The sequence below is a fragment of the Natrinema ejinorense genome (assembly GCF_002494345.1).
GTDB classification, from domain to species: domain Archaea; phylum Halobacteriota; class Halobacteria; order Halobacteriales; family Natrialbaceae; genus Natrinema; species Natrinema longum.
In genome coordinates, this window is the sequence record NZ_NXNI01000001.1 from 2,133,907 (window position 1) to 2,157,749 (window position 23,843).

Annotated in this window: 27 protein-coding genes and 1 tRNA gene; 15 read left to right on the forward strand and 13 right to left on the reverse strand. The window is 65.7% G+C overall.

Annotated features, from left to right (window positions below; all coding sequences use genetic code 11):
* Positions 1-44: 44 nt before the first annotated feature.
* The 8 genes from CP557_RS10655 to CP557_RS10690 form a co-directional block, all read right to left on the reverse strand.
* On the reverse strand, positions 45-845 hold the full coding sequence (locus tag CP557_RS10655; RefSeq protein ID WP_097379885.1) for an adenosylcobinamide amidohydrolase: 801 nt from the start codon (positions 843-845) through the stop codon (positions 45-47).
* Positions 838-1,899: a threonine-phosphate decarboxylase gene (locus tag CP557_RS10660; RefSeq protein WP_097379886.1), complete on the reverse strand. Its 1,062-nt coding sequence runs from the start codon at positions 1,897-1,899 to the stop codon at positions 838-840. The genes CP557_RS10655 and CP557_RS10660 overlap by 8 nt, the downstream gene beginning before the upstream one ends.
* Positions 1,889-2,941, reverse strand: a complete 1,053-nt coding sequence (gene cobT / locus CP557_RS10665) for a nicotinate mononucleotide-dependent phosphoribosyltransferase CobT (protein ID WP_097379887.1) — start codon at positions 2,939-2,941, stop codon at positions 1,889-1,891. Before cobT ends, CP557_RS10660 begins: the two co-directional genes overlap by 11 nt.
* 2 nt (positions 2,942-2,943) lie before the next feature.
* On the reverse strand, positions 2,944-3,531 hold the full coding sequence (locus CP557_RS10670; protein ID WP_097381609.1) for an NTP transferase domain-containing protein: 588 nt from the start codon (positions 3,529-3,531) through the stop codon (positions 2,944-2,946).
* Positions 3,531-4,295 (reverse strand): adenosylcobinamide-GDP ribazoletransferase, encoded by a 765-nt coding sequence (gene cobS, locus CP557_RS10675; protein WP_097379888.1) that lies wholly within the window; start codon positions 4,293-4,295, stop codon positions 3,531-3,533. The genes CP557_RS10670 and cobS overlap by 1 nt, the downstream gene beginning before the upstream one ends.
* Positions 4,292-5,290, reverse strand: a complete 999-nt coding sequence (cbiB, locus tag CP557_RS10680) for an adenosylcobinamide-phosphate synthase CbiB (protein ID WP_097379889.1) — start codon at positions 5,288-5,290, stop codon at positions 4,292-4,294. Before cbiB ends, cobS begins: the two co-directional genes overlap by 4 nt.
* Positions 5,291-5,329: 39 nt before the next feature.
* The gene (locus CP557_RS10685; RefSeq protein ID WP_097379890.1) at positions 5,330-5,971 is read right to left on the reverse strand and encodes an HAD family hydrolase; all 642 of its coding nucleotides are present in this window, start codon (positions 5,969-5,971) and stop codon (positions 5,330-5,332) included.
* Positions 5,972-6,180: 209 nt separating this feature from the next.
* Positions 6,181-6,792, reverse strand: coding sequence for a translation initiation factor IF-2 subunit beta (locus CP557_RS10690; RefSeq protein ID WP_097379891.1), 612 nt, complete (start codon positions 6,790-6,792; stop codon positions 6,181-6,183).
* Positions 6,793-7,318: 526 nt separating this feature from the next.
* Here CP557_RS10690 and CP557_RS10695 point away from each other — a divergent pair.
* From CP557_RS10695 to CP557_RS10710, 4 genes are all read left to right on the forward strand, one after another.
* Complete coding sequence (locus CP557_RS10695; protein WP_097379892.1) at positions 7,319-8,287, forward strand: PGF-CTERM sorting domain-containing protein; 969 nt, start codon at positions 7,319-7,321, stop codon at positions 8,285-8,287.
* Positions 8,288-8,663: 376 nt separating this feature from the next.
* On the forward strand, positions 8,664-8,891 hold the full coding sequence (locus tag CP557_RS10700; RefSeq protein ID WP_097379893.1) for a hypothetical protein: 228 nt from the start codon (positions 8,664-8,666) through the stop codon (positions 8,889-8,891).
* A 244-nt stretch (positions 8,892-9,135) separates the two neighbouring features.
* A complete protein-coding gene (locus CP557_RS10705) occupies positions 9,136-9,567 on the forward strand; it encodes a hypothetical protein (protein WP_097379894.1) in 432 nt (143 codons plus the stop codon).
* A gap of 34 nt (positions 9,568-9,601) precedes the next feature.
* The gene (locus tag CP557_RS10710) at positions 9,602-9,949 is read left to right on the forward strand and encodes a hypothetical protein (protein ID WP_097379895.1); all 348 of its coding nucleotides are present in this window, start codon (positions 9,602-9,604) and stop codon (positions 9,947-9,949) included.
* Between the two features lie 96 nt (positions 9,950-10,045).
* Here the strand turns inward: CP557_RS10710 and CP557_RS10715 are convergent, their stop codons facing one another.
* The gene (locus tag CP557_RS10715) at positions 10,046-10,390 is read right to left on the reverse strand and encodes a thioredoxin family protein (protein WP_097379896.1); all 345 of its coding nucleotides are present in this window, start codon (positions 10,388-10,390) and stop codon (positions 10,046-10,048) included.
* A 227-nt stretch (positions 10,391-10,617) separates the two neighbouring features.
* Between CP557_RS10715 and CP557_RS10720 the strand changes: the two genes are divergently transcribed.
* The 3 genes from CP557_RS10720 (at position 10,618) to CP557_RS10735 (ending at position 12,756) form a co-directional block, all read left to right on the forward strand.
* On the forward strand, positions 10,618-10,953 hold the full coding sequence (locus tag CP557_RS10720) for a hypothetical protein (protein ID WP_097379897.1): 336 nt from the start codon (positions 10,618-10,620) through the stop codon (positions 10,951-10,953).
* Between the two features lie 532 nt (positions 10,954-11,485).
* On the forward strand, positions 11,486-12,127 hold the full coding sequence (locus CP557_RS10730) for a hypothetical protein (protein ID WP_097379899.1): 642 nt from the start codon (positions 11,486-11,488) through the stop codon (positions 12,125-12,127).
* Positions 12,124-12,756, forward strand: coding sequence for a hypothetical protein (locus tag CP557_RS10735; protein ID WP_097379900.1), 633 nt, complete (start codon positions 12,124-12,126; stop codon positions 12,754-12,756). The genes CP557_RS10730 and CP557_RS10735 overlap by 4 nt, the downstream gene beginning before the upstream one ends.
* A gap of 45 nt (positions 12,757-12,801) precedes the next feature.
* On the opposite strand, the gene CP557_RS10740 is transcribed toward CP557_RS10735, so the two are convergent.
* Positions 12,802-13,701: a hypothetical protein gene (locus CP557_RS10740; RefSeq protein ID WP_097379901.1), complete on the reverse strand. Its 900-nt coding sequence runs from the start codon at positions 13,699-13,701 to the stop codon at positions 12,802-12,804.
* Positions 13,702-13,845: 144 nt separating this feature from the next.
* Here CP557_RS10740 and CP557_RS10745 point away from each other — a divergent pair, with 144 nt between their 5' ends.
* Both CP557_RS10745 and CP557_RS10750 read left to right on the forward strand, forming a co-directional pair.
* Entirely contained in the window at positions 13,846-14,829 is a 984-nt protein-coding gene (locus tag CP557_RS10745) for a hypothetical protein (RefSeq protein ID WP_097379902.1), read from the forward strand.
* A complete protein-coding gene (locus CP557_RS10750; protein WP_097379903.1) occupies positions 14,822-15,106 on the forward strand; it encodes a sulfurtransferase TusA family protein in 285 nt (94 codons plus the stop codon). Before CP557_RS10745 ends, CP557_RS10750 begins: the two co-directional genes overlap by 8 nt.
* A gap of 42 nt (positions 15,107-15,148) precedes the next feature.
* Here CP557_RS10750 and CP557_RS10755 read toward each other — a convergent pair whose 3' ends face one another.
* Positions 15,149-15,649 carry a molybdopterin-dependent oxidoreductase gene (locus tag CP557_RS10755; protein WP_097379904.1) on the reverse strand — a complete coding sequence of 167 codons (501 nt, stop codon included), beginning with the start codon at positions 15,647-15,649 and terminating at the stop codon, positions 15,149-15,151.
* Between the two features lie 264 nt (positions 15,650-15,913).
* The gene (locus CP557_RS10760) at positions 15,914-16,366 is read right to left on the reverse strand and encodes a MaoC family dehydratase (RefSeq protein ID WP_097379905.1); all 453 of its coding nucleotides are present in this window, start codon (positions 16,364-16,366) and stop codon (positions 15,914-15,916) included.
* Positions 16,367-16,488: 122 nt separating this feature from the next.
* On the opposite strand from CP557_RS10760, the gene CP557_RS10765 reads away from it, so the two are divergent.
* From CP557_RS10765 to CP557_RS10780, 4 genes are all read left to right on the forward strand, one after another.
* Entirely contained in the window at positions 16,489-17,418 is a 930-nt protein-coding gene (locus CP557_RS10765) for an NAD-dependent epimerase/dehydratase family protein (RefSeq protein ID WP_097379906.1), read from the forward strand.
* Positions 17,419-17,708: 290 nt separating this feature from the next.
* Complete coding sequence (ppc, locus tag CP557_RS10770; protein ID WP_097379907.1) at positions 17,709-20,399, forward strand: phosphoenolpyruvate carboxylase; 2,691 nt, start codon at positions 17,709-17,711, stop codon at positions 20,397-20,399.
* Between the two features lie 143 nt (positions 20,400-20,542).
* A tRNA-Ser gene (locus CP557_RS10775) sits at positions 20,543-20,627 on the forward strand.
* Between the two features lie 338 nt (positions 20,628-20,965).
* The gene (locus CP557_RS10780) at positions 20,966-21,454 is read left to right on the forward strand and encodes a hypothetical protein (protein WP_097379908.1); all 489 of its coding nucleotides are present in this window, start codon (positions 20,966-20,968) and stop codon (positions 21,452-21,454) included.
* A 149-nt stretch (positions 21,455-21,603) separates the two neighbouring features.
* Here the strand turns inward: CP557_RS10780 and CP557_RS10785 are convergent, their stop codons facing one another.
* On the reverse strand, positions 21,604-22,338 hold the full coding sequence (locus CP557_RS10785) for an MBL fold metallo-hydrolase (protein ID WP_097379909.1): 735 nt from the start codon (positions 22,336-22,338) through the stop codon (positions 21,604-21,606).
* Positions 22,339-22,615: 277 nt separating this feature from the next.
* On the opposite strand from CP557_RS10785, the gene CP557_RS10790 reads away from it, so the two are divergent.
* Positions 22,616-22,876 (forward strand): hypothetical protein, encoded by a 261-nt coding sequence (locus CP557_RS10790; protein WP_097379910.1) that lies wholly within the window; start codon positions 22,616-22,618, stop codon positions 22,874-22,876.
* Positions 22,877-22,933: 57 nt separating this feature from the next.
* Positions 22,934-23,716, forward strand: coding sequence for an Nmad3 family putative nucleotide modification protein (locus CP557_RS10795; RefSeq protein ID WP_097379911.1), 783 nt, complete (start codon positions 22,934-22,936; stop codon positions 23,714-23,716).
* Positions 23,717-23,843: the final 127 nt, after the last annotated feature.

The following is a 23,843-nucleotide window of genomic DNA, read 5'->3' on the forward strand; positions in this document are numbered from 1 at the left end:
TCCCACCCGTCGGCCGGTGTGATCAAAAGCGTTCGTCTTCGCCGTCAGCGCGTCGACGTTCGATCGTCGTCGACGTTCGTCTCGAGGGGCGGTCGAAAAACCGTCGCCCGCTCGTCCGTCGAAACGCCGTAGGGCGCGTCCGCGACCGATTCCGGAGCGGCCGCGTCGGCCGCCGCGTAGTGGGCACGAAGCGATGCCAGCACGGCATCCCGGACGCAGGCACGTGTCGCCGCGCCGACCTCGGTGCCGCTTCCCGAAAACGCCGCCGACGGGCCGTCCGGATCGTGTCCGACGATGATCGCGTCCGTCGTCGTGCCGGGAAAGCCCGTTTCGGCGAGGAGCGTCGCTGCCTTCGCCTCCGCCGTGACGGCGACCAGATTCGCCAGGGCCCCAGCCGCGAGCGCTCGCGTCGTCCCGACGACGACGTTGACCGTTCCCCGACCCTGCTCGAGTTTACCCTCACTGGACGCCGGCGTCTCGGACGCCGGTTCGCTCTCCGGTTCCACCGTCGTGGGCAACGCGGCCGGATTCGAAATACCGGCGGTCGCATACGCCGTCACGGGACCGCGGCGAGCACCGCGAGCGTCGCCGATGTCGACGCCGGTCAGCAGCGTGGGCCCGGTCGCGTTCTCCGGGGTCTCGAACCCCGCGCGCTCGAGCCGTTCGTCGACGTAGGCCTCGAGATCCGTCCGATCCCAGCCCTCGGGGACCGAGACGTTGTACGCGCAGTCGGCGACGCGACGCCCCCCGTTCCAGCCGGTCGAGAGCCACTCCGTGTTCGGTCGCGTGATTCGAAGGACGCCGTCCCGGCGAATCGCGGCGTACGCCGGGTCGGAGTCAGTCATGTTCGGTTTCGCGATCGGCGTCGTCGCGGTTGTGGACGCCCAGCGCCGCGAGCAACCGATCGTTTGCCGTGCGGTCCTTGACCGCGACGCGGACGTGGGAATCGAGCCCGCGGAAGGTCGTTGCGTCGCGGATCGCGACGCCGGCGGCCCGCGCGTCGTCGATTACCGTCGACACGTCGCGGTCGCCGACGTCACAGAGGAGATAGGGCGCGTCCGACGAATGAACCTCGAATCGCTCCGCGAGTGCCTCGCGCATCCGCTCGCGTTCATGGGCGACGCGAGCGCGGGTCTCGCGAACGAACGCGTCCTGTCGCAGGCAGTACGCGCCGACCCGCACAGCGGGCGTCCCGACCGACCACGCGCGGCGGGCCGTCGCGAGTGCGTCCCGTCGATCGCCGGTCGCGACGGCGAAACCGGCACGGAGCCCCGGCAGGCCGAACAGTTTGGTGAGCGACCGGGCGACGACGACGTGCTCGAGGTCGAGTTCGGCGGCCGACGAGCGGTCGGTAAAGCCGAGGAACGCCTCGTCGACGAGCAGCGTCGTCCCGGCGTCCCCACATCGGGTCGCAAACGCCTCGAGCGCGTCGGGATCGATCGCGTCGCCGGTCGGATTGTTCGGCGTACAGACCACGGCGAGCGCACACGCCTCGAGCACGGCGGGGCCGATCTCACACAGTTCGTCGTAGCGAACGAACCGGGGGGTCGCACCCTGGAGGCTGACTTCACGGGCGTACTCGCCGAAGCTCGGGTACGGCACCAGCGCTTCGTCGCCGGGCTCGAGGGTACATTCCATTGCGAGTCGGATCGCGGCCAGCCCGCCGGGGGTGGGAATCACCGCGGCCGGATCGCAGTCGACGAACTCGGCTGCAGCCCTGCGGTAGGCCGGATAGTCGTCGTCCGGATAGCGCCGCGACTCCTCGAGTGCGGCCGCGTAGACGTCCCCGACGCCGTCCGGGGCTCGCGGGTTAGTGTTGGCCGAGAAATCCAGCAGGTCCGGGTCCGGTTCGCCGCCGTGGGGGACCCGGCTCCCGGTTCGGACGGCGTCAGGGTCCACGGCCGCCCTCCGCTGGCTCGTCGGCAGTCCGTTCGGTGGTCGGGTCGTCCTCGGGCCCGCTCTCGATTCCCAGCCGAGCACAGATCGTCTCGAGTCGATCCCTGACGGCGGCCATCTCGCCGTCTGGAACGAGCGAGAGTGCGCCGCCCATGCCGACGCCTTCCTTGGCCTCGCCGGCACAGTAGCGTTGCATCGCGACGTGGTCGCGCTCGTCGAAGCCGGGATCGGTGACGGTGAGCTCGCAGTCGAACCGCTCGCAGGCCTCGGCGAGCCGATCCCCCTGCTCGTCGGCCACGAACGAGGTGGTCGCGATCGAGAGGCCCGCATCGATGCCGGCGTGGCGCAACACGGCAGCGACGGCGACCATCTGGGTCCCACCGGCCAGCGTCACCGCAGTCCCGGCCTCGAGTGCGCCCGCCGCGATCCCGGCTACCGTCAGTTGAACGGGATCCCCGACCGCTTCGATCGCCTCGAGCGGGGCGTCCTCGCAGTCGCCGGGCTCGAGGTCGCTGGCGGCCAGGGCCTCGTCGACGACCCGTCGTTTGCGTTCGACCGGGTTGGTCGGCAGCGACGAGGAGACGCCGGCCGGTTCGCCGAGCGCGGTGAGGACGCTGAGCGCGGTCGTCGTTCCACCGGGGACCGTCTCGCCGATCATGAGCCGATCGTCCGGCAGACTCGCGCCGTAATCGTAGGCCCGGTCGAAGGCGGCGGTGGCGGCCGGCACGGCGGACGCCTCTCGGATGTCGGTGCCAGGCTCGCCGCCGAGTTCGACCGTCGGCGCGGCCGTCGACCGGGTGAGTCCTGCATCGACCACCGCCACGTCGAAGCCGACGACGTCCCGGACGGCCCGGGTCACGGCGGCGGGCGTCGGACAACCGTTCGGGCTCACCGGCGTCACCGGCGATGCGACCGGCTCCCCGTACTCGAGGATCTCGACGTCCGCCGAGGGCGTGTGTTCCATCAGCTCCGGGGCGGCCCCGGCGGCGCTGATGCCGTCGATCAGGGCCGTCTCGGTCGTTCCGGCGGGGAGGATGAGACGCATCGCTACCGGCCCTCCGTGGGACGGTTCCGCAGTCGGTCGGCTGCGAGACGGGCGTCTTCGAGTCGGTTCACGTTCACTGCCAGTCGTGAGTCGTAGTACACGTCGGTCATCGTCGTGGATTCGTCGGTCGTGCCGACCACGTTGACCCCGGTCGGCGCGAGGTAGTCGTCGGATTCGAGTCGCGTATCGATGCTGACGCCGAGTCGCCGTTTGAGCGCCGCAGGGACACACACCGTCCGCGACGCGTCGCCGTCGCCGTGGGCGGCGAGGATTCGGTCGAGGACCGACCCCTCGAGCAGCGGCAGATCCGCGGCGACGGTCAGGATCGGCGGTGAGGGGTCGGGGTGCTCGAGGACCGCCAGCAGGTCGGCCACGTAGCCGTCGCCGGCCGTCTCGATCGTCGCGACGCCGTCAGTTCGCTCGAGGTGGGACCGCGTTGCCGGTGCGTTCGGCGAGACGGCGGCGTAGCTCGTCTCGATCCGGCTCGTCTCGAGCGCCGCGAGGACGCGATCGATCATCGCGATCCCGTCGATCGGGTGCAGGGGCTTTTCGTGAGGGCTCTCGAGGCGGGTGCCCTTCCCGCCACACATCACGACAGCGTCCACAGTATCACCCCCAGGTGGACGCCGGCGACGCGGCCGATCTCGTTCGCTGCGCCGAAGATGTCGCCGTTGATCCCCCCGAGATAGCGATTCGCCCAGTACCAGGGGAGCCCGATCCCGGCGACGGCCCCGCAGAGGGCGAGTACACCGGGGTGGGGCCAGACGAACGTGGCCGCTGAGAGGACGACGGCCATGGGGACGAACAACGATCCGGCGGTGGCTGCGTCGGTGAACTGTTTTCCCATTCCCTCGTAGGCCGCGTGTCCGAAGCAGGCCATCGCGGCCATCCCGAATTTCGTCCCGACTTCGGCCCCGACCGCGACGCCGATCGCCGCGGGGACGGGGAGTTCCGCCAGTCCGAGGCCCGCCAGCGCCAGCGCGGCGACGGTGATCGTCACCGCGAGCAGCGCGCCGACGCCGGTCGTCGTGTCCTTGAGCACGTCGCGACGGCGCTCGACGTCGCCGTGAACCACCAGCGCGTCGCCCAGGTCCGCGATCCCGTCGAGGTGATGGATACCGGTCACCGCGTACACCGAAAGCAGGTAGCCAAGCGCGACGGTCGGGGCCGCGAGTCGCTCGGTCCCGAGCAGCGGTATCGCCGCCAGCGCACCCGCGAACAGGCCGACGAGCGGAAACGCCGCCGGCGTCGCTCGGAAGGCCTCCCAGTCGCCGTCGCGGTACCCGATCGGGAGCCGCGTCAGAAATCCGAGCGCGCCGCGAACCGCACCGATCCAGCGCCCGATCACGGTCATTTCGGTCTCACCCTCGCAGCGTGCTCCGTGTTCAGCGTCGCCAGTGCCTGCCAGTAAGCTTCGAGGTCCCGTCCGAACTCGGAGACGACGATCGCCAGGACGACGGCGAGGACGATCGAGACGACGGCCGCCCGGCCGACGACGGTGACGGCCCGCTGACCGTCCGCCAGCGTCGGGAGTTCGCCGCCGGGATTGAGCACGTACACGTCCGGCTTCTCGAGGCGAACCGCCAACGCACAGGCCAGCGTCGCCATCGGCCAGCCGGAGTTGGGCGACGGCGGCACCCGTGCCCACTGCCTGGCACGAACGAGCGCGAGCGGGTCCCCCGCGGCGATCGTGATCGCGCCTGCCGCGATGCGGGCGGGGAGGTACATGACGAGATCGTCCAGACGTGCGCTCGCGGTGCCGATCGGTTTCGAGGGGTAACCCAGCATCGAGTCCAGCGTGTTGACGGCCTTGATCCAGGCTGCGATCGCCCCGGCGGCCGGCAGTGACACCGGTGCGAGCACCGCAAACGCCAGGAGGGTCGCGACCAGCCCGTCCGCGAGGTTTTCCGCCGCACTCTCGACGGCACCACTGCGAAGTTCCCCGGCCGAGAGCGTCGATGCGTCTCGGCCCACGAGCCCCCGAACGTCCTCCCGAGCCCGCTCGAGGGAGCCGTCAGTGGCTGCGACGACGCCCTCGGTGAGCTCGAGCAGCGAGCGGAGGCTCGTCGTCAGAAAGAGGAGGAGTGCGGCGACGATGCCCCCGCCGATCGGATGGAGTTCGGTCGCTGCGAGGACGGCTCCAGCGGCGACGGTAGCGGGAACGAGCGGGCAGAGGGCAGCGATCACGAGGCCCGCCAGCCGCTGCCGGCGGTCGTCCGTGCTCCAGACACGATCGAGGACGCCGACGAGCCGGCCGAACCAGGCGACGGGATGGATCGGGGTCGGCGGCTCCCCGATCAGGAGGTCGAGACTGAACGCCAGGCCGATGACTGCCAGCGTCGTCAACACTCCGTCACCGCCTCCATGCTATCCTGAGAGAATCGACGCTCAGTCATGACTGCTCTGTTCGGCCAGCGACGTCAGTTGCGTCGGGACGTCGGCGAGGGAACCCTCATCGAGGAGCAGCGCCGTCCCGCCGACGGCCTCGACCCCGCCGTCGGCGCGTGGATCGTCACCGACGTGAACGAGATCGGCCGGGTCGACGCCGAGTTCGTCGGCGGTCAGTTCGAAGATTTCCGGTGCGGGCTTGCGCCAGCCACAGCCGACGCTCGTCACGATCGCATCGAAGTCGTCGCGGTCGAACGCGGATCTGACGAGCGTCCGCCCGACCAGCTCCGGAACGCTACAGTTCGAACAGATCGCGACCGGCCCCCGCTCTCGAGCAGCGGCCACCGCCTCGAGCGCGCCCGGCCTCGTCTCGACGACCGGATCGAAGGCCGCGACGACGGCCCGTCTGGCTGCGTTGTGTTCGTTGTCGACGCCACGGCTCGCGAGCGCGCGCGAGACGTGTGCCGGAAGCGGTACTTCCGCCCCGTCGGGAGCGTCGACGTGGGGCTCGGCGTACGCCTCGGCCCAGTCGTCGGGCACCGTCACGTCCCGGTTTGCTAATTCGGTTGCCACGGCCGTCGCAGGATCGTCTGGCCGGTCGGCGGTCACCAGCGTTCCGAAGAGGTCGAACGATACTCCCACGACAGTGTGACTAGGACAAACTCACTTTAATTTCGCGATCCCCTCGTATCGGTGGGCCGTCGATCGGCGTCTCGTTACCGATCCGCCCGAGCCCGCCGCGGAAATCGACCGTTCGAATCGGCGGTCTCGTACGGACTCCTGTCGGTCAGTGCCGGCGCAACCGCGAACCGCCCTGGGGTTGCGCGGGACATCGAGACAGGGGGACCGCCTCAGTCGAGCCGAGCGAACGCCAGGTTGCCCGAGATGTTCTTGATGTAGATGTCGACGACGTCACCTTCCTCCGCGCCGGGGACGAAGATCGTGTAGTTGCCCTTCTCCGCGACCCCGTCGCCCTTGCGACCGGTGCCGGTGATTTCGACCGTGTAGGTGTTCCCTTCCTCGACGGCGTCTTGCTGTTGTTGCTGCTGGCTGCTGGTCGAGCGCTTGGTGACCGGTCGGAACGCACCGCAGGCGTCACAGCGCAACATCGGCGTCCGGTCCTCGCGGACGAGCCGGGTGTCGGGCAGGCCACACTCCGAGCAGAGGACGTATTCGTCGACGTAGGCGTCGATAGCCGCATCGAGATCCGTCTGGGAAAAAGTCCCGTTGTACCGGCCGCGACCGTCCTCGAGTTTCCCGCTGGTCCCCAGTTCGCGCTGAATGAACCGGTGGAGATGTTCGGTGTCTCGAGAGAGGACATCGGCGATTTCGTCGAGGTTCGTCACCCGCGTGAACGCGCCGTCTTTTTGTGGTTGCGGGTCGGGGATCTGTAGCCGCTGTTCGTCGCCCCCGATATCGGGGACGTCCTCCATCGCTCGGTCGAGACTCGATTCGTAATCCATACGCGAGAACAGGTGATCGGAACGTAAATCCGTTCTGCTATCACGATCCACCGGCGCTCGGCGAGAGACCACGGGACGACGCCCCCCGGGTTGACGGCCTGATTCCTCAGCCCGTGCTGACCCCGCTCTCGCCGAGCGCTCCCTGTGTTTCGGCGTCGAGTTCCTCGAGGTGGCGCTCGACGTCCTCGAGGATCGATTCGGTGTGGGCTGCGCGTTCGATTTGCGTCGTTCGGACCGATCCTGAACCCGATCGCGGCTCGGTTCGTCGTCGCTCATAGCGGGGCTAGTACCACCCCTCGAAAACGCACCCGGCCGGCACTCGCGTGGCGCTCCGGTCCCCTCGTCGCCGTGTAAACGGTGCCTACTCCGTATAGCCTCTCGCTACCGCTCGAGTATGTGGCTCATATATAGGACGGGGAATCGGGTACCTCAATTCGATGACCAGTCCTCCCAGACGACAGTCGTCGTCACGGAACGGTCGCACGATCACGGACGTAGTAGCCACAGCGGGGTACGGAGCGTGACCATGTTCGGAGCACGAACGCTTCGGGGTGTGTTGCCAGGCGGACAGCGGGCCGTCCTCGTCCTCGGGATCGGTCTGGCCGTGATCGCGAGTCTCGTCGTGGCGGGCGCTGCGGGTGCATCCACAGGCGCTGTCAGTCCCGATCCGAACGAATCCGTCTCGGAGGAAGCGTACGTCGAGCAAGCACCGGAGCCGGGAGACGCGTACTTCGAGGCAGCAGCGGACGATGGGAGCTGGATCAGCTACGAGAACCCACGTGACGAGTATCGAAGCCCGTATCTCGGCGACGGCTCTGGGAAAGTCTGTGTCACGTTGGTCAACGAAAACGGCGACCCGGTCGTCGGCGAATCGGTACCGAACACGTCGGTAACGATTCCGACGAACGACGTCACGAGCTGGCACTCCCACGCCGACCCGATGACCGTCCGGTTCCCCATGACCGACCACTATGATCGCCCGCTCGACGCCGACCAGTTCGGAACGAGCCCTGACATCGCACAGGGCGACGGCTACATGGACTCGCACTGCATCGAGTTACACGGACTTCCCGAAGACGCGACCGTCGAGTACGGGGAAGCGGAGGTCTCGGGAGAATACGCCGACCGAATCGACGTTGCCGGCTACATCCAGCAGGTCCCCGAGGGCGATGGCTGGGACACGGATATCGACCCGGTCGCTGCTGCAGAACCCTACGCGGACGCCGGCGGCGGCTGGACCTACCGGAACGGGTCCACCCACGGACAGGTAGACGTCATCCTCCAGCTCGACGCACCAGCCGACGAGCGGTTCGATCCCGACGGCTCGAGTGCCTCCGATTCGGGGTCGTCCGACCAGTCCACGAACGCGACCGACGGGGACGACACCGGCGGAAACGACAGCGACGAGACCGATTCGATGCCCGGATTCGGCGCGCTCGCAGCCGTTCTCGCCCTCTCGATCGCCGTCCTCGCTCGCTCTCGAGGAGACCACTGAACTCGAGACCGGTCGAGACGGCGTCGGCTATCCGAGGTTGGATCCGGCCGACGGGAGTAGAACTGGCGCTCTACGCGCAGATTGGTACCACGAAAGACAGGGAACGGCTACGGATGTAGCCGGGAACCATGGAGCTCCTCGCACGTCATGACGGGGTGAACCGAACGGATGGAGCAACCCACCACCAGACTGTCGTACCCCCCGTCTATCCGAAGATTCGACCGGATCACAATAATACTGCTGGCCGAATGCCGGCAGAATTGGCGAAAACGGGTGGGAAAACCCCACGATCGAGAGTTATGTGTTGACATACCATGTCAGAACGAGGCGCTCCGAACCAATTAGGTTTTGACGGTCGCCGCGAGATAGCCGACAAATGACGAACGCAAGCGAGCCGGACGAGGAGACGCCACGCGTCCCGGTCGTCTGTCCGGACTGCGAGACGACCTCCCGCGTTGCGCTCTCGGACGTCGCCGACGCCATCGAACGGCACAACGACCAGCTCCACGACGGCGACGATGTCGCCGAAGTCGACCCCGATATCGCCGATCAAATCGCGGATCTCGTCGCAACCGAACTCGGCCTCCTCGAGGAAACTGACTGAACGGACACACGAGACGGGGACCGATCCCGTGTGCCCACGAAACGCCGCCGGTGCTCTCCTCGAGCCGTCGATCGGCGGGTTCGAACCGATACCAATCGACGAGGACCGCCTGCGAATGTGCAACAGCGATTCACCTGCCGTCCAAAATTTCGCGACATCGCTGCTCGAGACGTTATATTTCGTCTAATCCAACCGTTGGTTCAGTGAGAAGGCTTATACTGTGATACCCGACTGTGTCCACTATATGCCACACGAGAACGCGACAGCCGATCAGGACTCCGGACGCCCCACAGCCGAGACAGGGGAGCAGGCCCCAGCGCCGATCAGCGCCGAACGGACCGCGACGATCGCGGCGACGAGCACGGCAGCGGGTGCCGATGACGCGGACGGCGAGTTGCCGAACACGCTGACGATCATCGGCCAGGGAACGCCCTCGAGTTTCGAAGTTACCGTCGAGGACGACATCGAACTGGTCGACGCGGCGCAAGCGGCGGACGTGACTGTCGTTTCGGGAACGACCATCGAAGGGACGATCGGAACCGGGACGGTAGAGTTCCGATTTGCCGGTGACCTAACTGACGTCACGTTCGTCGATCGCGGGATCACGGGCCTGGCACCGACGACCACGCCGAACGTTCACGTCGATTACGACGGCCCGGAACGATCCCAGACGTAAACATACTCCCGGGAGGAGGACGTACCGACCGCCAATGGACGAACCGACTCCCGACGCCGACGAAGAGACCGACGCCGACGGCGCTGTCGATACTGCGGCGGAGACCGACGCCGACGACGCTGAGTCGGAGACCGACGCGGACTGGATGGAACCCGTCGACAGGCGACTCCTCGAGTTCATGCAAGCGGAGGACGCCTTCGAACCGACACAGTTCGACGACGAAGGGATCTGTCCCGCGCGGTACGGCTCGTATCGGTGTCGCGAACTGACGAAATACGGACTGCTGAAACAGCACATCCCGGGCGTCTACGAGGTGACCGACGCGGGCGAACGCTACCTCGCGGGCGACCTCGATCCGAGCGAACTCGAGCCCGACGAGTAGTCTCCCTCTCGGTGACTGCAAGGGCCACCGGACAGTGCGGGGATGGGACCGCTCGTCTCGGTTCGCGCCCGAGAGAAGGGGGATCCGGCGGTATGCTTACGAACTCCCGACCGCGGTCGGAACGTGTGTCGCGAGGAAGTCGGTGACGGCATCGCCGCCCTGGAACCCCTCGGCCAGCCGTGCGATCTCCGAGCCGTCCTCGAACAGGATCAGTGTCGGAACCGATCGGATGTCGAACCGGTCGACGAGTTCGATGTCGTTGCCGGGGTTGATCATCCCGATGTCGACTGCGGTCGCGCGGGCGACGTTCCCCAGTACCGGTTCCATCGCCTGACACAGGGTACACCCGCTGGTATAGAACTCCACGAGTGCCACGTCGTGGCTCGCGATGAAGTCGTCGAGTTCACTGCCGCCCTCGAGTCGGCGTGGGGTGGTTGTCATGGTCGCACTAGGGACCGGCCCCAAATACGCCTGACGGCTGGGACGACCGGGAGTCGGCGCGATCGATCGACGACCCCGAGAATCCCGGGATCCGAACGTCCGTGCCCCTACGAACTGCGGGATCCCGCAGCCGAGGTGTGTCGCGGCGACCGGTGCCACGTCGCCGAAGCGCCGTGGTATCAACTTACAGGGGACGGCTTTATGGCTGGGGCCTGTATCCATGCTCGATGACCCAGCCCGCATCCAGCCGAAGCGACGGGAGGCCGAAACGGCGGAAAGCGACGCTGTTTTGCTGGGAGTGCGACCACTCGAGTCCCATCGATGGCGACTGGCGGCTGCAGTCACAGGACGGAGACGTCGCGTACGTCTGTCCGGCCTGTGAAACGACGCTCGTAAAACGGCCGCGTCGGCACGACCCGACACCGGATCGGACGCCTGCACCGTTTCTGACGGCCTGGCAGCGGGCCTTCCGTAGCTCGGCGACCCTCTGGCGGGCGTCCATCACCGTCGGCTACACGAATCTGAACGCAGCGATCGGTGCCAGATCGTGGGTCGGCTCGTAGCGCCGCGACCAGACCGGTTATAGTAACAACTGCAACGGTTTACACCCGATCGCACAACTGTCGTGCGATCGGGTGTGCAGTGACTTGCAGCGGCTACGATAGTGTCTGCGTGACTCGGGACGTACTCGCCGAGTAAGTCCGACACCAACCCGAGACGGGCGGCGCGATACGTGCGAGCCGTCGGAGAACGCCGTACGTGCCGCCGACGAGGAGCGACTCATCGACGAGCCACGGCGTCGTGACGAGAACTGCTGTAGTGGCGACCGAGAGGGCGACGAACGCGTCGATCGTCGGGTCGTGTAGCCGTCGCGGATGCCCCACAGCGGGATCGAATCCGACCAGTGGACTGACAGACGCTGCCAGCGAACGCGCCCACGAGCGCCACCGATACAAGCTCGGGATGGGGAGACGAGCGGCGCTGCCATCGCCAGCCCCGCCAGCGCGTCTGTCGGGAGCAACACGGCTGATCTCGGGGAGGAGTCACCGAATCATCCCACCGGCTTTATCCTGCGGTAGTGTCTGGAACTCCGATATGCCCGACAACGACGGACATTCCTCCCGAGGTGACGGTTCGGATGGCTCGGCGGAACTCTTCGAGCAACTGTTCCGGAGCAGTCGGCTGAACGGACTCATCGCGTGGCTGGTCGTCGCCGTCCTCGCGACGGTCTTCATCGAGAGTGCACTCGAGTTCGACCTCCAGTGGCTCGGCTTCGTCACCAGCGTCGGTGTGATCGTACTGATTCCGCCCGCTGCCTACGGCGACTGGCGAGTCATGCTCCCCTGGGAGTTGCTCGTCCTCGCGACGTTGCCGATCCTCGTCAGAGGGCTGTTCGGCGGCAGCGTCGGGACGTTCGCCGCGTATCTCGCGGTCGCGGGCCTGGCTTTGCTCGTCACGGTCGAGCTACACATGTTCACGTCGCTTCGCGTCACCCACTGGTTCGCCGTGGCACTGGTCGTGTTGACGACGTTGGCATCGGTCGCGGCGTGGTCCGTGCTGCGGTGGAACCTGGATCGGGCGTTCGGAACGTCGTATCTCTCGACGAACGAGGCGCTGATGTACGAGTGGCTCTCCGTGACCGTCGCCGGGCTGGCGGCCGGAGTGTTGTTCGACGCGTACTTCAGACGACGGGACCGACGGCTCCGTCGGGCCCTCAGACGGGTGGTCCGTCGATGACGCTCCTCCCACGGCCCTCGGTACGAAATCAGCGGCTGCTGACGGGACTGATGCAACTCGTCCTCGTCGGTCTCGTCGGCTACGGTCTCCTCGCGGGCCAGCCCAAAGCGATCGTCAACGGCGGCGTTGCACTCCTGATTACGTTCCTTCCGGCGTTGTTCGAGCGCAACTACGGCGTTCCGCTGGATCCGTGGCTCGGCCTCTGGATCACGTCCGCCGTGTTCCTCCACACGCTCGGCTCGGCGGGTCTGTACGGCCAGATCGAGTGGTGGGACCACCTCACGCACGCGCTATCGGCCTCTCTCGTCGCCGGTGCCGGCTATACGGCCGCTCGAGCGGTCGACCTCCACGTCGACGACATTCACATCCCCAGTCGGATCGCGTTCGTCTACATCTTCGTGATCGTGATGGCCTTCGGCGTCATCTGGGAACTGTTCGAGTTCGCGCTCGATCTCGTCGCCCTCGAAACTGGACTCACGATGCCACTGGCTCAGCACGGACTCGACGACACGATCCGCGATATCATGTTTAACTCGGTCGGCGCGCTCATCATCGCGGTGTTCGGTCAGGTCCATCTGACTGACGTCGCCGAAACGGTCCGCGAACGGTTGGTATCGGTCGACTCTTGACCCCGTCGCGGGTCGTCCCGCGACCGTCGGCCAGCCGTCACTCCGTCACCCGCCGTCGGCAGCCGGCTCGTCCGGGAGTGCGATATGGCCCGTCGGGAACTGGCAGAGACGCGGGTCGGTGTCGGCATGTGGATCGAACGCTGTGTAGGCAAAGGCCTGCCAGAGGACGCGTTCGGGATAGGGACGAGCGGTCAGGTCGACGGCCAGCGACTCCGCGAGGGCCTCGTGATCGAGTTCGCCGTTCACCGTCGGAACGGAAAGGGGGTTGGGCACGGACTCGAGGTCCAACCCGAACGAGGGGAACAATCGATAGTCGGCTCCGAGGGCCGGATGGTGTAGTTCTCGGTCGCCGGGGAACCGAACGACGAGTTCTGGCGTCGTGGTCGCTGGTTCACCGCCGCCGTCGACTCGAGCGACCGTCTGCTCGGCGAGCGAGACTCGTCGTCGGGTTCCCGCCGGAACGACGAACGTGGTTCCCTCGACGCCCAGTCGAAGGCGTGATTCGGCCAGTGCTCGGACGCGAACGTCCGGAACGGCGTACGACTCGAGGAGCGTGCTCGTCGACTCGCCGGCGATCGTCGCGTCGACGGTCACCGCCGTCGCCCCGCGCCGTCGCGAAACGAGATCGATCCCGTTCGGATCGGTCGCCGTGACCGTCGAGAGCGAGTCCGTCGTCGCACAGGTCCCGTCCCAGGCTGCCGGTTCACTGGCCGCCGCCGGTAGCGACGGCCGCCAGTAAAAGACCCGATGGGTGCCCGCGCACGTGTACGGCACGGCGTCCGGAAAGAACGACTCCCCGTACTCCGTCGCCTCGAGGTCGCGGTGCTCGAGTGCGAGTTCGACGTAGGGAGAGCGCTCGACGATCGGTTCCGGATACGCCGCGTGGGACGACCGGTTCCAGCGCCTCTCCGTCGTCCGATCGACTGCCGCCATTGGTTCGCTCATCGGCCTCCACGGTACCGGTCGGATACGGACGATCGAAACGCTGTTTCCGGAGATGTTCGGGCAATCGTCGCTGACGGAATCCGAATATGTCCGTGACCGAACTTAGCCCCGGTGAGCCACAACCCTCGAGCAGGTGATTGCTCGATGGCCGATTCATCGACGGGGGTCCAACCCACCGTCTCGACTGATCTCTTCGACAAGTACGTACTGCCAAAGATCGCACTCGTGGTTATTCTGACCGGCTCGCTGATCGGAACGTGGGTAACGGGACGTCTGGGCGGCCAGTCGGCAGTCGTGACGCTCGCCAAGTGGTCGTACTTGGTTTCACTCGGCGTGCTCACGGGTGGGCTCGTCTGGAAACATTGCTTCGTGCGGCCGCAGGATCTCGGGACGGCAGCCAGCGAGTACTGTGCTGAGATGTACGCCCGATTCGACAGGATCGCGACCGGAGCCGTCGTCGTCCTCGTGGCGACCGGGCCCGTCGTCCTCGCAGCGTACGTCTCGGTCCTCGGGATCGGGCCGCTCGTGATCGCCCTCGGCGCGTTGTTCGCGATGTGGATCGGAACCCTCGTCGTGACGACGCGGCGCTCGATAGCTGTCGACGCGCAGTTCCGGAGTCCGGCCGGACTCCTCGCACTGGGCCTGGCGCTGGCCGTCGTCGTCGGCACGGGACTCGCGGAGGTGAGCCTGCGCGGGTTCGAGCCGATCGCAGCGGGCATCCGAACGGGACACCTCCTCGCGTTCGTCGCGTGGCTCGGCGGCGCGGTCTGGAACATCTTCGTCGCCGTCCCGACGGGCCAGAAGCGACCGACCGCCGCCGTCGCCCGGGCCGCCGGCGAGCAACTCGAGCGGTTCCGCTGGGCGGTTCGGTTCATCATTCCGTTCCTGTTTCTGACCGGGCTCTTCCAGGCCGTCACCGTCCTGGGCGTCCGCGTCGAGAGCTACGTGGCGACGCCGATTGGCGTGGCCGTCCTCGCCAAGGTTGCCAGTATCGGGGTGTTGGCGGTCATTTTCAAACTCTGTCCGATGTGGCGCGCCTGCTCGCCGATCGATGGGGTTTGTGACCTCGAGGAGCGAGAGTCGGATCGGTCGGCCGAACTACGGGCGAGAGGGAACGCCGATGACTGAGATCGAGATCCCCGAGACGGCACCCGACGTCGAACCCGATCTGACGGTCGACAACCGGGGACGGGGCTGTGCGAGCGGCATCGCCCGCGTCCAGCGTGCGCTCGAGGACCTGGGGCCGGGGTCGATACTGCGCATTCGAAGTACGGACCGGCGGGCAAAGCAGGAGTACGGTCGCCTGGCGGCACAGACCGATCACGACCTGCTCGCGATCGAAACGAACCGGAACGGGCTGCTCAGGAAGGAGTATACGACGTATCTCGAGATCGGAGAGCCGTAGATCGACGACTGGTGGCCGTGAGGTGACCGTCCGGCCGCTCACTCACTCGATTCGGGAGAGCGCCAGTTCTTCGGCGGTGTCATCCGCGATCGGTTCCGTCTCCCGCAGGTCGATCCGACGTACCCACTTGATGCTCTCCCAGCAGTCGCTCTCCGACGCCGTGGGAACGAGTCGCGCCGGGCCGCCGTGTTCGACCGGGAGCCTCTCGCCGTCGAGTTCCACGGCGAGGACGGCGTCGGCAAGCCGGGCCAGCGGGAACGAACAGGCGTACTCGTCGTCCATCCCGTGGACGAGCGCGTACGTGCTCGCGTCGGTCGGCTCGGCGAGTTCGAGCACGCTCGCGACGCGAACCCCGCGCCAGGAGCAGTCCTCGGCGACCCACCCCTCGACACACGCGAAGTCCTCGGTGTACGTCTCGAGCGGAAGCGCCCGGAGCTCGTCGATGGAGAGCGCGACGGACTGCTCGACCGTCCCCGTGACCGACAGTTGCCAGGCATCCTCGTCGACGCCTGATCGGACATCGAACTCCCTGAGATCGCTCATACGGAGCGGACGGTCCCACAGGTGATAAGGGCAGATCCGAACATCTCCGGTCACGGACACCGGCAATCGCTCTCTCGAGGTCGTCCGCGAACGGAGAGCGTTACCGATATGATCGTCGGTGCGCGGAGAACGGTTCCCTCGAATCGCATCGACTTCGAGGGAGAGTCACGAGCCGTGACGGCTCATACGGTCTCCTGTCCGTCGGTGCCGGTGGGACCGGGACCGCCCTGCGGTCCCACCGGGAAATCGGGACAGCAAACCGTCTCAGTCGCCGCCCGGATTCCGACGGGCGATCATGCCGTGGGCGATCCAGGAGATGACGACGTCGCCGTCCTGGGTGATCCCCTCGAGACGGCTGTCGACGTACCCCCGATTCGGATCGCTCTCGGAGACCTGTTTGTCGATGATTTCCGTCCGGATCGAAAGCGTATCACCGGGTCTGACGGGCTGTTTCCAGCGAAGTTCGTCGACGCCGCCGGCACCCATGCTGGCTCGGTCGTCCAGCGGACCGTCGACAAGCAGCCGCATACACATCGCGGCGGTGTGCCAGCCGGAGGCGACCAGTTCGCCGAACGCGGAGTCGCCCGCAGCCTCCTCGTCGACGTGAAACGGCTGTGGGTCGTACTGCTCGGCGAACTCGATGATTTCTTCTTTCGTCACGTGATACTCGCCAAACTCCTGGGTGTCGCCGACCTCGATGTCCTCGTAGTACTGCATTATCGTGTGGTGTGAGACGATTCATCAAGAACCTGTGGGACGGGGCAGGATCGACTGGCGACGGCGAGATCCGCTGTCGGGAGATGACAACACCTATGGATTGCCGAATGGGGGTTCCTGGTATGACTCTCGAGGCGCAATCCGTCCTCGTCACCGGGGGTGCGGGATTTATCGGGTCGAATCTGGCGAACCAACTCGTCGAGGTCAACGACGTGACCGTCGTCGACGACTGCTATCTGGGAACGCCGGAGAACCTCTCCGACGACGTCGAATTCGTCGATGCGAGCGTGTTGGACGACGATCTCCCGACCGACGTCGACGTGGTGTTCCATCTGGCGGCGCTGTCCTCGTACGCGATGCACGAGGAGGACCCGACGACCGGTGCCAGGGTGAACGTGGAGGGATTCGTCAACGTGGTCGAGCAGGCTCGACAGGAGGGCTGCGAGACGGTCGTCTACGCCTCGACGTCGTCGATCTACGGGAGCCGTACCGACCCGTCGCCCGAAGACATGGACGTGCACGTGAACACCGGATACGAGGCCTCGAAACTGGCCCGGGAACGCTACGGCGAGTACTTCTCGAACCACTACGACATGTCGATGGCCGGAATGCGGTTTTTCTCGGTCTATCAGGGCTACGGCGGTGCCGAGGAACACAAAGGCGAGTACGCCAACGTGATCGCGCAGTTCGCCGACGACATCGCCACCGGCGAGTCGCCCGTCCTCTACGGCGACGGCACGCAGACGCGGGATTTCACACACGTCTCCGACATCGTCCGCGGGCTCGAGGGCGCTGCCGACGCCCAACTCGACGGAATCTACAATCTCGGGACGGGAGAGGCGTACGACTTCAATACGGTCGTGGAGATGCTCAACGACGAACTCGGAACGGATGTCGAGCCCGAGTACGTCGAGAACCCGATTCCCGATTCGGTGTACGTCCACGACACCTGTGCCGATGCCTCGAAGATTCGCGAAGCGATCGGCTGGGAACCGAAGATCGATTTCGAGGACGGGATCCGTCGCGTCTGTGCGCAGTATACCGACGCGTAGCGCTTGTCCCTTCGATCCGGATCGACGCAGCGGGAAAACGATTTCTATAGTAGCCACCGAGCGTCACTGCACATCTGGCCGAATGACGGCGTTGCGGTCTGTACGGGAATCGTTGCAGTGGCTACCATCGACGCCGTCAGACGATCTACGAACTCGAGAGCTGTCGGTCGGCCGAGCGGACGAGCCGGCAGTCAGCGGAGTGGCTCGAGCGATAACTATCACGGAAAACGATGTATGAGCCGCCAACTCTCCTGCGAGGGGTTTTTACCATGGCACACATATCCACAGATATGCGACTCCACAATCGGGATGTCCGGCAGGACGTCCGAGAACTCGGAGCGCTGCTGGGAGACGTCCTCGAGGATCAGACGTCCCGCAGCGCGTTCGAGACCGTCGAATCATGTCGGCGAGCGGCGATCGAGTACCGGTCCGGGGAGCGCGATTCACGAGAGCCGCTGGTCACCGAACTCGAGGGGCTCTCGCCCCACCACCAGCGGGTCGTCGCTCGCGGGTTCACGACGTACTTCGAGTTGATCAACCTCGCGGAGGAACGCGAGCGAGTCCGAACGATTCGAACGGCCTCCCACGAGGGGACCCTCGACGACAGCCTCGAGACCGCTGCCGAAGAGCTCGGCGAGGCAGACATCGAGACCGTCCGACAGGTGCTAGACGACGTCCTGATCGAGCCGACCTTTACCGCCCACCCGACCGAAGCCCGGCGCAAGACCGTCAAATCCAAACTCAGAGAGATCTCGACCTATCTCGAGACCCTGGACGAACGACTGCTGACGGACAAAGAGGAGAGTCAGGTCTGGCGGGACATCGACGCCGAGGTGACGAGCCTCTGGCAGACCCCACAGGTGCGCAACCGCCAGCCCGAACCCGAGGACGAAGCCCGCAACGTCCAGTGGTACCTCGAGAACACTCTGTTCGACGTCGTCGGGGAGGTCTACGACGAACTCGACGACGCGATCGACGCCGAAATCCCCGGCGACCTCGAGATTCCGAAGCTCTTCGAGTTCCGCTCGTGGGCCGGCAGCGACCGCGACGGCAACCCCTACGTGACGCCCGACGTCACCGCCAACACCCTCGAGCGCCAGCGCTCGGTCGTCCTCGAGCAGTATCGCGAGCAGCTCAAGCGCCTCTCGGGCGTGCTGAGCCAGGACGGCAGCCGGATCGACGCCGGCTCCGCCTTCCAGGCGACCCTCGAGGCGGATCGCGAGCGCCTGCCAGGGAGCGCCCGCACCGCCGAGGAGCGCTACCCTGGCGAACCCTACCGACAGAAACTCAAGCTCATGCGCGAGCGGCTCCGCCGCGTCGGCGACGTCCGCCCCGGCGGCTACGACGACGTCGACGAACTCCTCGACGATCTCGAGGTCATCGCGAAGAGCCTGCGGAACAACGGGGCCGAGAGCGTCGTCGACGCCCACGTCGATCCGATCCGCCGCCAGGTCGCCACCTTCGGCTTCTCGCTTGCGAGCCTCGACCTGCGCGAGCACCAGGCGAAACACACCGACGCGATCGCCGAGGCACTCGAGCGCGAGGGAATCGACTACCACGGGCTCTCGGAGGACGAGCGCGTCGAGTTCCTGACCGACGCCGTCCTGCAGGAGGAAACCGTCATCGACCTCGAGGACACCGCGGAGCTTTCGGACGACTCCGGTCGGGTCCTCGAACTCTTCGACAGCCTCGCCGACTGGCAGACGGAGTACGGCAGCCACGCCATCGACACCTACGCCATCTCGATGACCGAGGAACCCAGCCACGTCCTCGAGGTGCTCTTCCTGGCCGATCAGGCGGGCGTCGTCTCCCTGCCCGAACACGCCGGGATCGACATCGTCCCGCTCTTGGAGACCGAGTACGCCCTCTCGGGAGCCCGACGGATCATGGGCACGCTGTTCGAGAACGAGGCCTACGCACAGGCTCTCGAGGCGCGCGGACGGACCCAGGAGATCATGCTGGGCTACTCGGACTCGAACAAGGAGAACGGCTTCCTCGCCGCGAACTGGTCGCTGTACAAGAACCAGCGCCGGCTCGGCGAGATCTGTGCCGACCACGACGTGACCATGCGGCTGTTCCACGGCCGGGGCGGCTCGATTTCCCGCGGTGGCGGTCCGATGAACGAGGCGCTGCTGGCGCTGCCGAACTCGACGGTCACGGGCCAGGTCAAGTTCACCGAACAGGGCGAGGCGATCGCCGAGAAGTACGCCAACCCGCGCATCGCCGAGCGCAACATCGAACAGATGCTCAACGCCCAGCTACGGGCACGCAAGCAGGCGATGGACCAACCCGAAGAGGAGGTCCACGACGAGTGGGTCGACGCCATGGAGACCATGGCCGACGCTGCTCGCCAGGAGTACCGCGACCTCCTCGAGAGCGACGGGTTCGTCCAGTACTTCGAAGAGGCGACCCCCATTACGGTCATCGAAGACCTCGATCTGGGATCGCGGCCGGCCTCCCGGTCGGGCGAGCGGACCGTCGAGGACCTGCGGGCGATCCCGTGGGTGTTCTCCTGGACCCAGTCGCGGTGTATCCTGCCGGGCTGGTACGCCATCGCGACGGGCGTCGAGGCCTACCTCGAGGACGGTGGCTCGATGGAGACCCTCCAGGAGATGTACGACGAGTGGCCGTTCTTCCGGACGACGCTGGACAACGCCGCCCTCTCGCTGTCGCGAACCGAACTCGAGATCGCCGAGCGGTACGCCGACATGGCCGAGGAAGAGCTTCGCGATCGGTTCTTCCCCCGCGTCTCCGACGAGTACGAGCGGACGGCCGACCTGATCACCGAGATCGGCCAGCGCGACCAGCTGCATACCCGCGACTGGCTCGGTGAAAACCTCGAGCGGCGCAATCCCTACGTGGACCCGCTGAACATGCTCCAGGTCTACCTGCTCAATCGGACCCATCGGACGGACATCGAGGAACGAACCCTGCGACTGACGGTCAAGGGGATCGCGGCCGGCATGAAGAACACGGGCTGATCGAGCGCGCCGGCCCCGCTCGGGCCGGTCCGCTCCCGCGACTCGAGCGGGGCCGAAGCTGTTGGCCGATCGCGAGAGAACGAATCACAGTGGGAGCGAAAAATCGAAACGGGTAAAAACGTCTCCCCGATATATACGAGTGAGCCGAGATAGCCTAGCCCGGCCAAGGCGGTAGATTCGAAATCTACTGTCCTCACGGACTCGGGAGTTCAAATCTCCCTCTCGGCGCTTTTGCAGCGGCCCCACCCAACGAGCGACGCGTAGCGGCGCGAGTTAGTCAGTCGCTGTAAACGGCTACGGAGATTCGAATCAGGGAGTGAAGCGGAGCGAAACGACCGTGGTTCAACTCTCCCTCTCGGCGCTTTTGCAGCAGCACAAGACGGTGAGCGGAGCGTGACGCCCTCGATGGCGAAATTCGCCGGTCGAACGGGGTGTCCGTAGAACTCGTCGCACACCATCTCTCTTCGAATCGACGAACCGGTAAGTACAGACAGGAGACGTAACACTCGGTACACCGATTCTTAATCTGCACAACACCTATTGTATTAGAAGTAGAACATGAACTGATGGATTCGGACTGGGCGATTATCCCACTCGGGTTTCTTGTCTTCGTACTTCTTGTTGGAGCGGGGATGGGTATCGTGTTCCAGATTCAGCCTGATACGCCGGGTGAGGGTGTTTCGAATGTCGAGAGTTATCCCGTTGGTCCGGAGAAACCGACCCCGTTAAACTCCTCGAATGGCGTTGACTATACTGTTACTTACGAAGAGCGCCTTTTCTATAACGACCTACTCGCAAGCAATAACCACAGGCTCGATGACGATGACAGAGTGATAGCTAACTGTACCTCTATTTCAGTCTCAAACGGTAGTACGGACGAGTTTCACGCCCAATTAGAGTGTCGTGGCGGTGTTACCGACGCATCGCAACTGGCTGCATCGGAGGAGTTTACCTACTCAGTCACCTACCGTATAACGGATAATACGACACAACAGACTGGGCTCCAAAATTATCCCTTTGGAACGGATAGAACGTTCAATAGCGAAAGGGATTAATTAGCAGTAGTTGGTGATCCGGTTCCGTTATTCAGAGTTGGACATGAAACTCGCGCTCAGTACACACACGTATGTCTCGGTCAATTGACCGTAACCGTGGCTGTACTCGGAACCGAGAGAGGGCCTCTCTGACACTCACCGATTGACGGTTACTCGATCGAGACCGTTTTGAGGTCCTCGGCGAATCGGACGTCGCCGTCGTAGTGAGCGCCGATCGACTCGAGCATCTCCTCGTGTCGGCCCTCAGTGTGGGGGTAGAGGTGGGTCAGGTAGACGCGGCCGATGTCGTGGCCGGCGAGCGCGCGGCCGAGGCTCTCGGGCGTGGGGTGGTTCGAGACGTCGACGTCGTCGGGAAACGAGCAATCGTGGGCCAGGATCGCCGAGCCCTCCGCAAAGTTCGCCAGCCCGGTAAAGGCCTCACTGTCACCGCTGAAGGTAAACAGGTCGCCGAACCGATACGCCAGACACGGCAGCGAGTGACGCGTCTCGTAGGCGGTCACGTCGAACCCCGCGACCGAGAACTCCCCGGGGACGACCTCCCGGATCTGCACCTCGAGTTTGTCCTGCATGTACTCGTGGACCGAGAGGAGGCCGTCGACCAGGCCCTTGGTTCCCTGCGGGCCGACGATCTCGAGGTGTTCCTCGCCGGCGAGCCAGCGGGCCTTCATCAGGGGGAGCAGGTCGGTGACGTGGTCGAGGTGGTGGTGTGTCAGGAGGACGCTCGAGACGTGCTCGTAGCCGACGCCGGACTGCTGGAGTCGCTGGAGCGCGCCGGCACCGCAGTCGACCAGTAGCGTTCGACCGTCGTCCTGGAGGAGAATACCAGCCTGAAAGCGTTCGCCGGTGGGCATCGCGCTGCCCGTGCCCAGAAAGGTGACACGCATACGCGAGTGTGGAACGCCCGTCCCGAAAAGGGTGTCTCTCGGCGCCGCCGGAGCGCTGGTTGGTCACTGATCGGCGGTCGACCGCTGCACCACGCTCGTCGACAGCGCTCGAGTCGGTACAAAGATTCAAGCGGATTGACCCGTCACCCTACGGTATCGCCTCGATGGATTCACGCGCTACCGACCACGATCGAAACTCGGTTCCGAACCCTGCGGGTCGTCCCGCCGTTGACGACACAGCGGGCGCGATCCGTGACGCCGACCGGACGGTGACGGAATGAGCGGGCGTTTCCAGGCGTCGCTCCCGGCGTCGGTCACGAAGACGACGCTGTACCGCGCCGTCGGCTGGCTCTTTCGAGCGTACGTTGCGAGCCTGCTGGTCATCGGCGGGTACAGCCTCCTCTGGATCCTCGAGATCGCTGGTATGCTCCCCGCACACCTGCTGTCGACGGCCTGGATCGGAATGGCCGCGATGGGGGTGGTATTTCTCGTCATCTCCCTCCCGCTGTACTACGCCGCTCGAACGGCGGATCGCTGATGGAACGGCCGATCGGCGGTTTTATCGCCGTCTCGGCTCGAGTAGCGGGACGAACCAATGACTGTCGTTCTCGCCGGCGTCGGTGCGGACAGTACGAACCTCGGTGCGCTGGCGCCGCTGTACGACGACGGCCGCTTCGAGTACGTTCCGATCCCGGAGAAAACACGTGAGACGACCGAATCCGAAACACTCGGCTCGTGGGAGCTCCGAGCCGACGACGGCACCGCAGCGGATCTGACGACCCGTATCACCCCCCAGCCGGTCCACGAGGGGACCGAAACCGTGGCCGGCGACGAACTCGCGTCCTGGCCGCTCCACCACGATCCGAACTTCGAGGCGCTGACGTACGGCGAACACCGAACCAGCGGCTACGTCTCGCGGCTCCGTGCGCTCGAGTCGGGCGATGTCGTCGGCTTCTACGCCGGCCTGCGACGGCCCAGCGGGGACCGCGCCCACAGGTACCTGATCGGTTACTTCACCGTCGACGAGGTGCTCGTCGTCGGCCCCGACACACCGCCCGGCGAACGGCAGGCCATCCTCGCTGCCCATCCGGACAACGCACACGCGAAACGCGCCCAGAACGGTGACCTCTACCTCGAGAAACCGGTCGTGATCGTCGACGGCCGCGAGCCGGGTGGGCTCTTCGAACGGGAGCCGATTCGTCTCAGCGAGTACTACGTCAGGGACGGAAACGAACGCCCGCAGTATTACTTGCGCGAGGAGATTGCGGACGAGTGGAACGTACGGGCCGGCGGCGCGAACATGATGTTCAAGCCGGCCTACCGCTGTGCGCTCTCGGGCGCTGCGTTCCGGGAGCTGGTCGGGACTCCCGACGCGTGACAGCGAACACGAGGGTGGCCGGGTGGGGCAGTGAGGGAGAGAGCGACGATCGGCGGGCCCGACAGCGATCGTTCCTACACGCGAACGGTATCTGAGCGACGGCGAAACGGGAGCCGTTTCCGCATCG

Excerpts from the sequence above, each read along its gene's own strand:
- CP557_RS10745 (WP_097379902.1), top strand. The coding sequence starts at position 13,846 with ATGGCCGATTCATCGACGGGGGTCCAACCCACCGTCTCGACTGATCTC.
- CP557_RS10690 (WP_097379891.1), bottom strand. The coding sequence starts at position 6,792 with ATGGATTACGAATCGAGTCTCGACCGAGCGATGGAGGACGTCCCCGAT.
- ppc (WP_097379907.1), top strand. The coding sequence starts at position 17,709 with ATGCGACTCCACAATCGGGATGTCCGGCAGGACGTCCGAGAACTCGGA.
- CP557_RS10655 (WP_097379885.1), bottom strand. The coding sequence starts at position 845 with ATGACTGACTCCGACCCGGCGTACGCCGCGATTCGCCGGGACGGCGTC.
- cobS (WP_097379888.1), bottom strand. The coding sequence starts at position 4,295 with ATGACCGTGATCGGGCGCTGGATCGGTGCGGTTCGCGGCGCGCTCGGA.
- CP557_RS10720 (WP_097379897.1), top strand. The coding sequence starts at position 10,618 with ATGACCCAGCCCGCATCCAGCCGAAGCGACGGGAGGCCGAAACGGCGG.
- CP557_RS10780 (WP_097379908.1), top strand. The coding sequence starts at position 20,966 with ATGGATTCGGACTGGGCGATTATCCCACTCGGGTTTCTTGTCTTCGTA.
- CP557_RS10695 (WP_097379892.1), top strand. The coding sequence starts at position 7,319 with ATGTTCGGAGCACGAACGCTTCGGGGTGTGTTGCCAGGCGGACAGCGG.
- CP557_RS10715 (WP_097379896.1), bottom strand. The coding sequence starts at position 10,390 with ATGACAACCACCCCACGCCGACTCGAGGGCGGCAGTGAACTCGACGAC.
- CP557_RS10760 (WP_097379905.1), bottom strand. The coding sequence starts at position 16,366 with ATGCAGTACTACGAGGACATCGAGGTCGGCGACACCCAGGAGTTTGGC.
- CP557_RS10790 (WP_097379910.1), top strand. The coding sequence starts at position 22,616 with ATGAGCGGGCGTTTCCAGGCGTCGCTCCCGGCGTCGGTCACGAAGACG.
- CP557_RS10705 (WP_097379894.1), top strand. The coding sequence starts at position 9,136 with ATGCCACACGAGAACGCGACAGCCGATCAGGACTCCGGACGCCCCACA.
- CP557_RS10700 (WP_097379893.1), top strand. The coding sequence starts at position 8,664 with ATGACGAACGCAAGCGAGCCGGACGAGGAGACGCCACGCGTCCCGGTC.
- CP557_RS10740 (WP_097379901.1), bottom strand. The coding sequence starts at position 13,701 with ATGAGCGAACCAATGGCGGCAGTCGATCGGACGACGGAGAGGCGCTGG.
- CP557_RS10765 (WP_097379906.1), top strand. The coding sequence starts at position 16,489 with ATGACTCTCGAGGCGCAATCCGTCCTCGTCACCGGGGGTGCGGGATTT.
- CP557_RS10670 (WP_097381609.1), bottom strand. The coding sequence starts at position 3,531 with ATGTGTGGCGGGAAGGGCACCCGCCTCGAGAGCCCTCACGAAAAGCCC.
- cobT (WP_097379887.1), bottom strand. The coding sequence starts at position 2,941 with ATGCGTCTCATCCTCCCCGCCGGAACGACCGAGACGGCCCTGATCGAC.
- CP557_RS10750 (WP_097379903.1), top strand. The coding sequence starts at position 14,822 with ATGACTGAGATCGAGATCCCCGAGACGGCACCCGACGTCGAACCCGAT.
- CP557_RS10710 (WP_097379895.1), top strand. The coding sequence starts at position 9,602 with ATGGACGAACCGACTCCCGACGCCGACGAAGAGACCGACGCCGACGGC.
- CP557_RS10735 (WP_097379900.1), top strand. The coding sequence starts at position 12,124 with ATGACGCTCCTCCCACGGCCCTCGGTACGAAATCAGCGGCTGCTGACG.
- CP557_RS10755 (WP_097379904.1), bottom strand. The coding sequence starts at position 15,649 with ATGAGCGATCTCAGGGAGTTCGATGTCCGATCAGGCGTCGACGAGGAT.
- CP557_RS10730 (WP_097379899.1), top strand. The coding sequence starts at position 11,486 with ATGCCCGACAACGACGGACATTCCTCCCGAGGTGACGGTTCGGATGGC.
- CP557_RS10795 (WP_097379911.1), top strand. The coding sequence starts at position 22,934 with ATGACTGTCGTTCTCGCCGGCGTCGGTGCGGACAGTACGAACCTCGGT.
- CP557_RS10785 (WP_097379909.1), bottom strand. The coding sequence starts at position 22,338 with ATGCGTGTCACCTTTCTGGGCACGGGCAGCGCGATGCCCACCGGCGAA.